The following is a 12,789-nucleotide window of genomic DNA, read 5'->3' as shown; positions in this document are numbered from 1 at the left end:
GCGATGCCCGGAAGTCCGTACCCTGTTACATGAGTTGACGGATCGTCAAATCTCGGAGCATCGAGACCCAAAGATTTCAGGACACCAGACCCAGAGCCGACTACCAGACCCTCAGCCGCAGATCAGTGTCACCGCGCGGCAGTTTGCCTGCTCTGTTTGGCGGGGCGCGCGGAGGGCCGGGTGTGGCTGGGCGACTATGGTTGCATCGGCGGTGACAGGTGCGCGTGAGGGCCTGGTGGCGGCGGTGTCATCGTGACGGGCGGTCAGCAGGGCCGCAACCGCCGTCGGCCAGGTCAACGGCCCAGCGACCTCGCTGCCCACGGCCAGGACGTGGTGGTGGGTCTTGCCGACGATCGGTCTCGGCCCGGACCTGCGAGGCCGCGGCGTCGGCGACGACGCGCGTCCGGCCCAGTATTCGCGCTACGGCGCCGATGCCAGCGTGGGTGCCGTCACTGAGGTGCCTCCTGGGTGGCCTGATCAACCAGGCCGAGGCCATCGGTGGGACCGCTCTGCCGCCGCCTGACTGCGCTGTACCCTCCACCTGCCGACAGCCCCGTCCCCGAGCCGACAGCCGCCCGGCTCGACTGCCCGAGGCGGTCTCCGGTGACGCTTGCCTGAGGGAGTAAAAGGCGCATCGGAGTCCGCCGACCCTCCTCGCCGTCCGCCGTGCCCGGTGAACGGCGCTCACCCGGCGCGATCCTCGGGCCAACACGCTGGGCTCCGGGACCCACAAATATGAGGCCCGGGCAGGCCTTCTGCCTGCCGTGCCGCTCGCAATACATTCGGCGTCCGCACAGGACACCCTGCCTCGTAGTACATCGAGAGGCCCGAATGCAAAGCCCGGAGCCGGTGTTGACCAGACCAAGAGTCGGCTGGGCCGCGGCCGCGAGCCTGATACTGCTCGCAATGTCAGGCTGTGGATTGCCGTCCAAGCCGTCGAACGACACGCCGGAACTTCTGCATGAACTCCCCAAGACATATCAGCAATCCCGCGAGATCCTCGTGGGCTCCGACCTCAGGACTCCTCCTCTGGAGTATCGCAGTCCGGCAGGCGTGCTCGTCGGTATGGAGGTCGATCTGGCCGACGCCCTCGGTAAGGAGCTAGGGGTACACGTCAAGTTCGTTGATGTGCCCTTCGACAGCCTCCTTCGCGGCCTGAATGCCAAGACGTATGACTTGGTCCTCTCCGGCATGACGGACACCCCGGCACGCCAGGGCGGCACCGGACAGGGGCGGAGCCCGGCCAGCATCGGTGTGGACTTCGTCGACTACTTCATGGCCGGCTCCGCCGTCGTGGCGGCCAAGGGCAACCCGAAACGGATCGCGTCCTTCGATGACCTGTGCGGAAAAACCATCGCACTCAGGTCGGGGACCATTCACGAGGAGTTCACCGACCGTCAGTCCCAGTACTGCGCCAGCCCGAAAGTGAACAAGGGCGGTATAGCCATCGAGCGGGTGCGCTCCGAGGCGGAGGCGTTCTCCGCCGTAGTCGACGGCCGTGCGGACGCGACCATGACGGACTATCCCCTGGCCGTCTACCAGGTTCGCACCGCCATGGAGCGCGCCGGTCTTGAACTCGTCCTCGGTCAGATCCGCCCCCGGCCCTACGGCATGGCGGTGAGGAAAGGGGACAGGGCCCTCGCTGAAACCCTTTCCAAGGCCGTGGACAGGTTGATATCGAGCGGCGCCTACCAGGATATCCTGCAGAGATGGCACCTCGAGCAGGGTGCCATCTACTCGGCGTTGATCAACTCTGGCTGAATTCATTAGGCCTGGGTGCCCACTTCCGCTCGAAGGACTTCACTCGAGTGCGTGCGGGGGCGTAAATTGTGGTCGGGAAGTCAAGGGAGCGACCTTCCCCCGGAAGTGAAATCGTGGCTGCAGTTCCGGAATTGCGCAGAATTGTTTCCGGTGAAATGTTCCCGGGCGTCTGCGCAATTTTCCTCCTCGCGAACCGCCGATCGCGGTTCCAGTCCTCGAAGGAGTGAGTGAGATGGGTGTAGGGCGCATCAGGAAGTTCATGGAGAGGCCCCCTGTGCGGGTCGCGGCGATCCTCGGGGGGATGACCGCGCTGGTCGCCACGGCTGCCGCATGGGGCTTCGGCGGTGGCGGCAGCCCGTGGTGGTACGTGGGGTTCTGACCGACTCGGTGGCCGGCGATGGCGAGCCGGCGCCGGCCACTCGCATCGCCTCCTGTGCCCCGCCCTGTCGGGGCACAGGCAAACCGGGAGACCTGATGCTCGCCCTTGCCCCCGTCGTCGCAGGTCTGCTGCTCGGGTGGCTCACCGGAGGGCGGCTGCGCACCATCGCAGCCGTCCGGTTCCGATGCGGATGGGTCCTGCTCCTGGCGGCGGCCGCCGGTGGCTGTTATGTGCACTGGGGCGCCGCCCGGCGTGCCATGGACGTGATCCACGTGCCGCTGCTGGCGCTCTCCTATCTAGCCCTCGCGGCCTGGGGCGCGGTCAATCTGGCGTACGTTCCAGCGCGTATGGCGCGAAGTCTCGCCGTGGGGGTCACCGGAGCCGTGCTGAATGCCGTGGTCATCGCCGTGAACGGGCGAATGCCGGTTTCCGTATCCGTTCTCGGGGCTCCAGCAGAAGAATTCGGCAGGCTTACCGAAAAGCATGAACCGATGACTCCGGGTACCAGTCTGCCGTGGCTCGGCGATGTCATGCCGATGGCTGGTGGACGTCTGATGGTCAGTCTCGGCGACATCCTTTTGGTCTTCGGATGTGCCGCATTGGTATTTGCGATGATGCACCGGCCGAATGGGGCGCGACATCGTCGGCAAGAACAAGAATATGAATGAAACGACTCGTCTAGCATGGCAGATGCTCATTCCGATAGGGTCTTCGGGATCAATAAAATGGGCCGTCGCCAAGCGGCCTCACCGGGAATTGTCGGGTAGCATCAGGCCGGCCTGAATTCACTCGGACGCCCAGCCTTCGTCATGCTCGGACAGTATGAACGCGTCCCGGCCGCGCCAATCGCACCCAGTTTCGCCCGCCCCATGAGGAGTAATCTCCGTGCAGTTTCCCCTGCCAACCGCCCGTGGTATCGCCGGCGCTGGCGTCATAGCAGCTGCCATGTCGTTCCTGTTCGCCGTGCCCTCCCACGCGGCGGCTGCGCAGCAGTGCCCGGCCGTCGGCGTACAGCATTCCTTGGACGGCGGTAAGACGTGGAGCACCGCGTTCACCATCCAGGGCCCCGCCCCGGCCGTGGTCGCCGTACGACTCACGACACCTCCCGCGGCAGGTTGCCACTACGCAGTCTCGCTGGCGTCCTACAGTGCCGAGGGTCCCACCTGGAGCACCTCGGGTACCCAGAGGTTTCTCGGCTGGGCCACGACCCTGATCGACCAGCAGAACCCCGTAGCGAGGTTGGACGTGAGCGCGTACAAGCCCGCGTGCTTCGGCCAGATCGACCTCTACGGCGGCAACCGCAAGTTCGATGGCGTTCAGGCGCCCCTGCCGAAGTACCCGGGCAGCACCGTCCCCTCGAACATGATTGCTGCCTGGAACGGTGGCGCCGCCTGCCCGACGCCACCCCCCTCGCCCGGCAACTCCGCCCCGAAGCCGACCCCTGCATCGCCGACGCCGCACAGCAGCAGCCCCTCGCCTGCCTCCGCGCCCCCGCGGAGCGCCGCGCCGGTCCCACCGGTCTCCTCTGCCCCTCCCGGCGGGACCGTGTCGTTCCCGCCGTCGCTGGCCCAGACCGGCAGCAGCGGCACGGGACTGATCGCCGGTCTCTCCGTGGTAACCCTCGCAGTCGGCTGCGGCACGCTCTACCTCACTCGCCGCAGCCGCCACCGCAGGCACTGACCTCCTCGCGGCCAGTTCGGGTAGCTGCGGCACGGCCACGAACGCTCAGGGCGCGGTTCCCGGCGGCCTGGACCCGTCTCCGCCACCGACCCCACCCGCGTCCGGCTGGCATCCGCCGGGTTCCCAGCCGCCCACCCTCGGACCTCACCCAGCCTCGACGGAAGCCGCATGAAGATCGTCTTCTCCCGCGCCACCCCATGTAGTGCATGAGGCCGGCGGCGGAGTCACCTTCCTCGGTCTCCACGTCGGCGGCAGCTCTAGCAAAACCGTGGAACTGCGTGGGGACGGCAGCGCTTGGGCAAGCAAGCAGGGTCAAGGCAAGACCGGCATCGACATGGTTGTGGGCGCCACATCGTCGACGGTGCCGTCGGCCTCAGCGGTGGGATCAGGGTCACCTGAAACTCTTACGACGCCGACTCTCACACACCTTCGACGTCGGCGTCCGAGCCAATGGTTCCGTCAACTCGAGTCCTGCGTCGGCAGCGGTGGCCACCATCGGCGGCGAGGAGTGCACGGTCTTCGACCGGGCCTTCTCGCGGACTCAACCCGACAACGGGTTCGGTCCGACGTCCGACCCGGTCGACCGGATCCGGCAGGACGGCATCGAAGCCGCGTCGCAGCATGCCCTGGACAGCGACAGCGCCGAACCTGCAGGCAAACCCAACGACCCCGAAGTTGTGGGCGGCGGTAGCGTCGCCGTCCCCAGTCTCGGTATCGAAGGACGGGAATCCCGCGGCACCTCCCGGCTCAAGGGCGACGACACCACAGTCCTGGACCGCCGCATCCTCGGCGCGACTTGGCGCCCGCCGAGCGACTACAAGCTGTGCGGCAAGAGCTGCGTCGGCTGCTGCCCGCAGGAGTATGGCGCCGCCGAGGACCCCACCGCCGCAGGGCGGCTACGTCCCGGCGTGGACGCGCGCAGCGGACGAATGCTGTGAGCTGCCCGGCGCTACCCGCTGCCGCGCCTGAGCCGGGGAGTACTTGCCTGCTCCCGGCTTGGCTGGTCTTCGTTTTCGAGCAGGCCGCCGACTACGGCAGCGCCGATGCTCAAGCTGCGGCAGCCGTCCGCAACTACAAGGCAAGACGGGACGGACGCCGGGCGGTAATGGGGGAGCCGTGGTCGGGCCGAGGCTGAAGACGCATGAGGCCTTGCACGTCGCGATGCTCCGCACGCCGTCCGCCTTGCCCCACCCGGGTGGTGCGGGAGCCCTCCGGTTGGCGCTGGAGTCCATCGGGCACACCGTCTTCGCCATCATCCTTGAAGCCGCTGCGAGTGTGTCCTCTGGGTTCGCCGGGGCCGCCTTGCTGCGCCGCTGGCGGGCGCCGGCACAGCAAGGGGCCGCGGCTGTCGCCGGGGGTTTGGGCAGGGCCCTGTACCCCGGGTTTCCCTGGCCGAGGGCGATCAGGGCTCGCTCCTGTGCACGCCCTGTACACCGATGTGCCGCTCGGCGTGGTCTCTGCGGCAGCCGGGGATCCGGCTGTCCTGCCAGCCGATCGGGTGAGCCGTGGGTGTGCGGCCGCCCCGAATGAGACCATCCAGGGTGACGGGGCCCCGGCGTCTGCCGGGGTGTCCTTGACAGCCCCGAGCGGTGGTTCTATAACGGAAATACCCAAGCTATTGCTTAGATTACTTCCGCCGGGCCGTGAGGAAGGTGCCATCCTACCCGGATGGTGCTCGCCGAAGCGGTGAGCGGTCACCGGTGGAGCGAGGAGCTGCTGGCGCCATGGTGAACATGTCAGTCCCCTCATCGCCGGCCCCCGTCGAGGGCTTCCCCCAGCTCCGGCGGCGGACGCCCGTGCAGGCCCGGTCGCGGCGCACGATCGAGAAGATCCTCCAGGCCGCGACGGAGATCCTGGTCGAGTCGGGGCTGCCCGCGCTCAACACCAACGCCATCGCTGCACGGGCGAAGGTGAACATTTCCAGCCTCTACTCCTACTTCCCGGACAAGATGGCCATCGTCCACGAGCTGGCCGCCCGCTTCGAGGACGTTCGGGGCCAGTTTCTGGTGGAGCAGCTCGGTAGGTTCGCCGAGGACGGCGATTGGGAGGAGCTGATCGACGTCTCGGTCAACGGCCTCGCGAAGCTGAGGGTGGACGTGCCCGGCGGCATCGATCTGCGCCGGGCCCTGCAGGCAGTTCCCGAACTGCGCGAGCTTGACGATCGGGCGACCCGGCGTTCCGCGGACTTCCTGGCGAAGGCGATGTGCGCGAGTGTTCCGGACATGGAGTACGACCGGGCGGCTGTGATCGCCCTGGTGATTGCGGAGACCGTCAGCAGGCTGCTGGACCTGGCCTTCCGAGCCGAGCCGTACAACGAGGCGGTATTGGAGGAGGTACGGGTCATCACCCGTAGGTACCTGCTGCCCTATGTCACGCCGGAGTCGTAGGGAACGCCCAGCTCGTGTGGCGTACTCCCCGCGGTGAGCAACGAGGTGGTCGTCGTCAACGCCCATGCCGACGGACGGAACGCCATGGAGGAGAACGGCGGCGTCGTCCTGCGGGCGACAGCCGACAGCTGGCGGCGGGCCCAGGTTCAGGCGGTCGTGCTTACGCCTCGTTCATGTACCGGCCGCCACCTTCAGGCGTGAGCGAACTGAGGAGCACTCAGCTGTTCGTGGAGACCACCCAGATCTGGTGGCCAAGGCGGTCATGGGCTTCACGGTGGAGCACATCAGTGCTTGCCGGTGGGTCGAGCAGGGCGATGACTACGTCAGCACGGGCCTGGCGGAGCCCCGCGTTCACGTCGCAACCCTCGTCTCGGCCTCTCCAGGCCCTGACCGCAAGGGTTTCCCATAGTTCCCGGACTTCTGGCGGACCCAAGGTCCTCACTCCTGTGACATGGGTAATTGCCTCTACGGCGAGGGCGCCTCGCTGAATCATGCCGGCGTCCCGACCATCCAGGCGATGAACCCGCCGCACCGCCCTGGTCCAGGTCGACGCCGGCAATGTGGTCGACACCGAGAGCGGCCGCACCCAGTGGGACCGCGGTGCCGCGTTCTCCTTGGGGTGGCCAGCGTGCTCAGCACCATCCCCCGGAACCTGGCTCTTGGCGGTGCTCGAAATGAGCCCGCGGGCCCTGTGTGACAGTTGCCCCGACTTCTAGCGTGTAAACGGAACAGGGGACATCGCCATGCGCGGTCCCTTCACTTCGAGACAAGGGCGGTACTCGTGCCCGCGAACTTCAATTTCGTCGACACCGACGCCATGCGTGCGGCGGTGGGTCGGTTCCAGGAGACCGAAAGCGGCCTCCAGAACATCCTGCGCAACGTCCATTCGCAGCTGGATGCGCTCACCGGCAGCTGGACCGGCGACCCGGCCATGATGTACCAGCAGTTGATGGCCGAGTGGACCAATCAGTTCAACCGCATCAACACTGACCTTCGCGACATGGTGGACATCCTGAAGGCCAACATCCGGGAGTACGAGCGCGCACACGCGAGCAACGCGGAGGCCGTCGGCACGATGCGGACCTTCTTCTCGGTCTAGCGCGGCCCTGCTCCCCACCACGTCCCACTTTCACCCCAGAGAGGCACCGATGGACGCGCAGTACAGCTTCAAGTTCGGCGAGGTTGAGACCGTCGTCGCCGACCTCCGCAAGGCCACCATCGCCATCCGCCAGCAGCTGAGCCAGCTGGAAGGCAACGTCAAGCAGCTGGTTGCCCACTGGTCCGGCGACGCCGTCAAGCAGTACGAGGACAGGCAGAGGGACTGGACCGACGCTTGCAACCGCCTCGAGGCCGCCCTGGCAACCTCTGCCACGGTCGCGGAGCACGCCGCCCACAACGCCCGGAACGCGGAGCGGTCGAGCGCCAACATGTTCAGCTTCGGCCGCTGACCCGGCCGGGGCCGGGGCGCCGCCCCGGCCCCGGATCCGAGCGTTCAGTGCCGGACCATCAGAACGAGGAACGACCCATGGCAGTGCGTGACGTGTTGTCGGAGGAAGGACCGAGATGAGCGCATGGGATCCCCCGGTGCCGCCGGCGGGGCAGACCCCCCCGGGCACGGGTGACTCGTCGGTGCCGCCGTCCACCGGTGGCGGTGGTGGGGACCACAAGAGCACCGACCCCGCGTGGTCCCCGCGTCCCTCCGACCCGGTGCACGACGGCTGGCAGCCTCCGGCCCCGCCGGGGACCGGCGCAGGGGCGGGCTCCAAGGACGTGGTGGTCACCCCCGACATGATTCTCAGGTTCGCGAAGCAACTACGGGACTCCGCCCGACCACTGCACGCCACTGAGCTTGAACGAGTCAACCCCACCCGTCCGGGCGCCTTCCAGGACGGTGACGACCTGAAGAAGCACATCGGCTCCGGGCGGGACGGCCGGGTGAAGGACGTCATCGGCAATGTGCATCAGGTACGCGATCAGCTGGACAAGGTAGCCACCAAGCTCACCGAGCTCGCGCACAAGTACTCCAGCGTGGACGAGTTGAATAAGCATCTGGTGCAGGAACTCACGCCCATCATCGGCAACGCCTCGCTGGGCCCGTCCTTCGGGGCGAGCTCCTCCGCCTCGGGCGGCGGTTCGGGCAACGGGCCGTCGGGAGGAAATCCCGGCGGAGACTCGTCGGGGGCCAACGCGGGCGGCGGGGCGGCGAACGACTCGGTCCACGAGCAGGTCCCCGGCTGGGACGGCGGCCAGGACTGGGGGTCGGGCCTGCCAACCCCCAACGCGTCGGCCCCCGGCGGGTCGGGGCATTCCATTGCGCCGGCCTGACCCGGTACCTCCGAACGACCTCCGGTCCGGCGTTCGCCCACGCGGGTGGACACCGGACCGGCGGGGCTTCGGGTGACGTTCTGAAAGGCATGAGCGGTGGGCGATCCCAATGCGTACGACATTCCTGGTGACAACGCGGACTACAACACCTGGGACTTCCGGCAGATCCTGCATGTGTTCACGGGACAGTCGGAGGCCTACCAGTCGGCGTCCGACCACGACAGCGTGCCGGACCCGCAGAGCCTGTTCCGGGCTGCCGCGGCCATCGGCGACACGGGTGCCGCGATTGCCGACACCCATCAGTCCGTCAACCACCTGATCTATCAGGTGAACCGCGGCGACTGGTGGGCGGGACCGACAGCCGACGGGTTCAGCCAGATGCTCAGCCAAGCGAACTCGGTGCTGATGGAGCACGCCGACGCGCTCTACAATCACCAGAACAGCTTCAACAACGCCGGCGCGGCGCTGTCACAGGCGAGGGAGAACGTCCTCACCATGTGGGAGCGGGCCTGCGCGGCGTTGCAGCAGTGGTGGAACGGCCTGACCGACACTCAGCGGAGGAACTACGAGTTCGGCAAGTGGCCGTATATGACCCGCGAGCATCTCCCGCCGGTGGAGGTCAGGGGCGACACGACGTACTACCGGGTCGGAGACTTCCCCACCATCGCCGACCCGCTCACCCAGAGCATGCGGGACCAGCTCAACCAGTTGGCCACCGTCTACCGCACCGAGATCGCCAACACTCAGACCCTGGAGGACGTGAACCTCACCGGTGGCGGCCTGGGTGGTGCCGGCGGACCGAACCTCGGCAACGTTCCGCCGCCGAACCTTCCGCCCCCACCCGACGCCAACGACCTGCTCAAGAACCTGAACAGCGGTGGTGGGGATGGAACAGGCGGTGGCGACAACCTCGGCGACCTGTTCAAGAGGCTCGGTGTCGGCGATGGCACGGGTGGCTCCGGCGGTGGTGGTGCGGGTGGTGCGTTGCCGCCGCCGCCGACCCTGGGTGACCTGGGGCAAGGGGGGCCTGGTGGTGCGGGTGGTGCGTTGCCGCCGCCGCCGACCCTGGGTGACCTGGGGCAAGGGGGCGGCGATCTCGGCGCGGCGGGCGGTGGTCTGGGAGGGGCCGGTGCGCCGCTGGGGTTCGACGCAGGCGCGGGACTCGGCTCGGGCGCCGGTGAGGGCCCGGGGGCGGTGGGCGGTGCGGGTGGTGCGCTGCCGCCGCCGCCGACTCTGAGCGACCTGGGGGGAGAGGGGCTCGGTGGTGCGGGCGGCGCCGCCGGAGTCTTGGGGCCGGCCGGCGCAGATGCGGCACGCGGCGGTGGGGGTGCGGCTCTTGGTGGCACGAGCGATCCCGGGATGGTGCAGATGCCGATGCTCATGCCGATGTCGCCGCGCACCAGCTCGTCGATCGCGAGGTCCGCGCAGCTGCCCGCGGGGCCGGGCCTCGACTTCTCGGACCTCGGCCCGGCCGGTCTGCCGACCGGACGGATCGGCGCGCCGTCCGGCTCTCCGAAGACGTCAGTGATCAAGCCGCCCACGTTCGCGGGACTGGAGGACACCGCCGTGCCAGGGCCGTCCTCGTTCGCCAGGTCGGCTAAGACCGACCCACTTCAGCAGGAGTTCGCCGACCTGCTCGGCAAGGACCCGAAGGTTGCGGCGTTGGCCGCCGCCCGCCAGAAGGCCGGTACCGGTGCCTTGGGCGAGGCGGGCCTGCCGTCCTCGCCGAGGTTCTCGGGCGGCGCCGGTGCGCTCGGCGCCCGGACGGCCGCGGCCGAGGCCGGCGCCAGCACGCTGGCCGCCCGAACCGCAGCCGCCGAGGCCGGTGTGGCCGGGAGGCTGGCAGGTGCGGCCGGGGCGGCGGGCCCGGCCGGCCCGTACGGCGGCGGAATGCCCTACATGCCGCCGATGGGCGGCATGGGACAGGGGCAGCGGCCCGGTGGCGCAGGCGAGCGCGAGCGAACCACCTGGCTGCTGGAGGACGAGGACGTGTGGGGTGCCACCGAGCGGGACGCCGCCGACGGCGTCATCGGGCGCCCCACCCAGCGATGACCGGAACGGCAGAGAGAGCACACCCCATGGACGACTTCCCGAGCCTGGACCTCGACGAGCTGCGCGAGCGGGTCGAGAGCCGGATGGCCGAGTTTTCCGAGATGCACCAGAAGATGCGGGCACTGACCGCGTCCGCCACCTCGGCGCAGCGCCTGCTGACGGTGACCGTTGGCGCCCAGGGCGAGGTGACGGCGGTGAAGTTCCACTCGGACGGCTATCGGTCGATGGCTCCGTCGGAACTCGAGCACGTGGTCCTGGACACCGTCCAGCGCGCCCGCACGCAGGTGCTCGACCGGGTCAAGGGCCTGGTTGCGCCGCTCGCCCCAGAGGGGCTGGACATCGACGACATCATGGCCGGCCGCATCGATCCGGGCCAGCTGACGAAGAGTCATCTGTTCACCCCGGGAGGAGCCTGGGGAAAGCACGGTGCGGGCTCGTTCGACGACGAGGCCGACTGAACGGGTGCCTCGTCCGGCACGGTTGTTCACACACCAGAGGAAGGTGACAGCAGTGGGTTCCGACTACATGTCCGTCGAAACGGGCGCTCTCGACAGGCACGCGAAGGACCTTGAGGACCACGCGAACGATGCCCGACTCCTGTACGAGCGGTTCAACAAGTCGATGGAGGCCCTCGGCGAGCCCTGGGGGGAGGGGGACTCGTACGCCGAGTCATTCCGGGAGTGGTACGACCCTGCGCACAGGGATCTGCTTGCTTCCCTCCAGGGTGCTGGCGCCATGCTCGCGCAGGTGCACGCCGCGACCACCCAGGCATCGACCCTCTACAAGCGGGTTGCCAGGCAGTCGCAGCATGACGTCGGAGGGCTGGCTCGCCAATTGCGTGAGCAGTCGGTCGGGTCGCCGGTGGGTGCGGATGTCCGGGAGGCTGAGGAGCCGGCCGAGACGCTTGCGACTCGCAGGCTGCTTGGGATTCCCATTGCCCGGGTGCGTGAGGAGTCGGTTGGGTCGCCGGTGGGTGCGGATGTCCGGGAGGCTGAGGGGCCGGCCGAGACGCTTGCGAGTCGTGGGCTGCTTGCGGAGCCTGCCCGGGTGCGTGAGGAGTCGGTTGGGTCGCCGGTGGGTGCGGATGTCCGGGAGGCTGAGGGGCCGGCCGAGACGCTTGCGACTCGCAGGCTGCTTGGGATTCCCATTGCCCGGGTGCGTGAGGAGTCGGTTGGGTCGCCGGTGGGTGCGGCTCCCCAGGAGGCTGGGGAGCCGATGCAGTAGCGCGGTTTCAGGTTCGGAGGGGCAGCAGCTCCGATCGCGCTGAAGGCCACCGGCGGCGGTGCGGTGTTCATGGTGGCAGCGGACTTCCTGGCGCAGCCGGCCGACTCTCGGCCACCAGGACCACATCGACGGCCCAAGCCGGCGCAGTCGGGTGGGCGTCAGTGTCGGCCGGGGGGTCGGGGTCGGCGGGCAGCTAAGGAGTCGGCGACGACCATCGGGAAGCGGACTTTCGGGGACGTGGACCCGGCAGCCCTGTCCCGCGCGGTCGGAGGCGCGTCCCGCGATCGGCACGCCGCTGCCCGCCGCCGCGCCCAGGCCCCTCCCGTACCCCGTCCGCTCCTCAGCGCTCCGCGGCGGGCGAAGCCGACGGGTGCGGGCACATGGTGGCCACGAACCTGCTCACGAATGCTCTGCTCAGCTCCGCACAGGGAAGTCGAACTGGAGCATGGCAGACGCCGCGGCGACCGACGCGGCCATGACGCATGGGCCAGTGGGTTCGTACGAGTGGGCGGCCGTGGTTCGACGGGGTCGCATGGCCTGACGCTGTTGGGGGAGGTGCGGCTGCCGCATCTGGTGGAGGGGGCGGGTTCGGGCCGGTTCCGCTCCTCCAAGTCGGAGCCGGATGCGTGGGGTGGGTTCGTGCTGCTGGGCGGGGGCTGGTGGGTGCGGTCCTTCGGGGTGGGTGAGGCGGCACGGGTCGGCTTTTGCGAAGGCGGTGCGTGGCCGGTCGCGGGGGCCGGACGGCTCGGGGCCGCGGTTGCTGGTGGCGCTCCTGACACGGCCTCGGATGAGGCGGTGGCGCGGCGTCTTTCTCCGTCGGTGGTGGCGGCTTCTCCGGCTGGAGCTGATATTCGGCGCTGGGCCCAGGACCGCGAAATCTTGGGTCTCGATGCCCTTCATCATGATCCGGTGGTCTGGCTAGCCTTCAGTTTCCCTGCAGAGGCTCGCCGAGATCGGAGACGGTCCCTTGCGGCACATTTT

At 68.6% G+C, this 12,789-nt stretch carries 12 protein-coding genes; all 12 read left to right on the top strand.

The window, feature by feature from the left end:
- Positions 1–906 precede the first annotated feature (906 nt).
- Positions 907–1,761 (top strand): ABC transporter substrate-binding protein, encoded by an 855-nt coding sequence (locus AB0P35_RS39745; RefSeq protein WP_363521002.1) that lies wholly within the window; start codon positions 907–909, stop codon positions 1,759–1,761.
- Between the two features lie 474 nt (positions 1,762–2,235).
- A complete protein-coding gene (locus AB0P35_RS39740; protein WP_363520999.1) occupies positions 2,236–2,808 on the top strand; it encodes a DUF5317 family protein in 573 nt (190 codons plus the stop codon).
- 277 nt (positions 2,809–3,085) lie between these two features.
- Positions 3,086–3,820, top strand: a complete 735-nt coding sequence (locus AB0P35_RS39735) for a hypothetical protein (RefSeq protein WP_363520997.1) — start codon at positions 3,086–3,088, stop codon at positions 3,818–3,820.
- Positions 3,821–4,305: 485 nt separating this feature from the next.
- Positions 4,306–4,758: a hypothetical protein gene (locus AB0P35_RS39730; protein ID WP_363520994.1), complete on the top strand. Its 453-nt coding sequence runs from the start codon at positions 4,306–4,308 to the stop codon at positions 4,756–4,758.
- Positions 4,759–5,544: 786 nt separating this feature from the next.
- A complete protein-coding gene (locus AB0P35_RS39725; RefSeq protein ID WP_363520991.1) occupies positions 5,545–6,207 on the top strand; it encodes a TetR/AcrR family transcriptional regulator in 663 nt (220 codons plus the stop codon).
- A gap of 33 nt (positions 6,208–6,240) precedes the next feature.
- Entirely contained in the window at positions 6,241–6,408 is a 168-nt protein-coding gene (locus tag AB0P35_RS39720; RefSeq protein WP_363520989.1) for a hypothetical protein, read from the top strand.
- Positions 6,409–6,988: 580 nt separating this feature from the next.
- Positions 6,989–7,306, top strand: coding sequence for a WXG100 family type VII secretion target (locus AB0P35_RS39715; RefSeq protein WP_363520986.1), 318 nt, complete (start codon positions 6,989–6,991; stop codon positions 7,304–7,306).
- Positions 7,307–7,355: 49 nt separating this feature from the next.
- On the top strand, positions 7,356–7,655 hold the full coding sequence (locus tag AB0P35_RS39710) for a WXG100 family type VII secretion target (protein WP_363520984.1): 300 nt from the start codon (positions 7,356–7,358) through the stop codon (positions 7,653–7,655).
- Positions 7,656–7,980: 325 nt separating this feature from the next.
- Complete coding sequence (locus tag AB0P35_RS39705) at positions 7,981–8,532, top strand: hypothetical protein (protein ID WP_363520981.1); 552 nt, start codon at positions 7,981–7,983, stop codon at positions 8,530–8,532.
- Between the two features lie 96 nt (positions 8,533–8,628).
- Entirely contained in the window at positions 8,629–10,584 is a 1,956-nt protein-coding gene (locus tag AB0P35_RS39700; protein WP_363520978.1) for a WXG100 family type VII secretion target, read from the top strand.
- Positions 10,585–10,610: 26 nt separating this feature from the next.
- The gene (locus AB0P35_RS39695; protein WP_363520975.1) at positions 10,611–11,042 is read left to right on the top strand and encodes a YbaB/EbfC family nucleoid-associated protein; all 432 of its coding nucleotides are present in this window, start codon (positions 10,611–10,613) and stop codon (positions 11,040–11,042) included.
- A gap of 52 nt (positions 11,043–11,094) precedes the next feature.
- Positions 11,095–11,808, top strand: coding sequence for a hypothetical protein (locus AB0P35_RS39690; RefSeq protein ID WP_363520972.1), 714 nt, complete (start codon positions 11,095–11,097; stop codon positions 11,806–11,808).
- Positions 11,809–12,789 lie beyond the last annotated feature (981 nt).

This window comes from Kitasatospora sp. NPDC085879 (genome assembly GCF_040686255.1).
Taxonomy (GTDB): Bacteria; Actinomycetota; Actinomycetes; order Streptomycetales; family Streptomycetaceae; genus Kitasatospora.
Note: the sequence above shows the minus strand (reverse complement) of the source record. Positions and strands in the feature narration are given on the sequence as shown.

Bases quoted from the DNA above. Each gene is read 5' to 3' on its own strand.
- AB0P35_RS39725 (WP_363520991.1), top strand. From the start codon at position 5,545: ATGGTGAACATGTCAGTCCCCTCATCGCCGGCCCCCGTCGAGGGCTTC.
- AB0P35_RS39710 (WP_363520984.1), top strand. From the start codon at position 7,356: ATGGACGCGCAGTACAGCTTCAAGTTCGGCGAGGTTGAGACCGTCGTC.
- AB0P35_RS39745 (WP_363521002.1), top strand. From the start codon at position 907: ATGTCAGGCTGTGGATTGCCGTCCAAGCCGTCGAACGACACGCCGGAA.
- AB0P35_RS39740 (WP_363520999.1), top strand. From the start codon at position 2,236: ATGCTCGCCCTTGCCCCCGTCGTCGCAGGTCTGCTGCTCGGGTGGCTC.
- AB0P35_RS39695 (WP_363520975.1), top strand. From the start codon at position 10,611: ATGGACGACTTCCCGAGCCTGGACCTCGACGAGCTGCGCGAGCGGGTC.
- AB0P35_RS39735 (WP_363520997.1), top strand. From the start codon at position 3,086: ATGTCGTTCCTGTTCGCCGTGCCCTCCCACGCGGCGGCTGCGCAGCAG.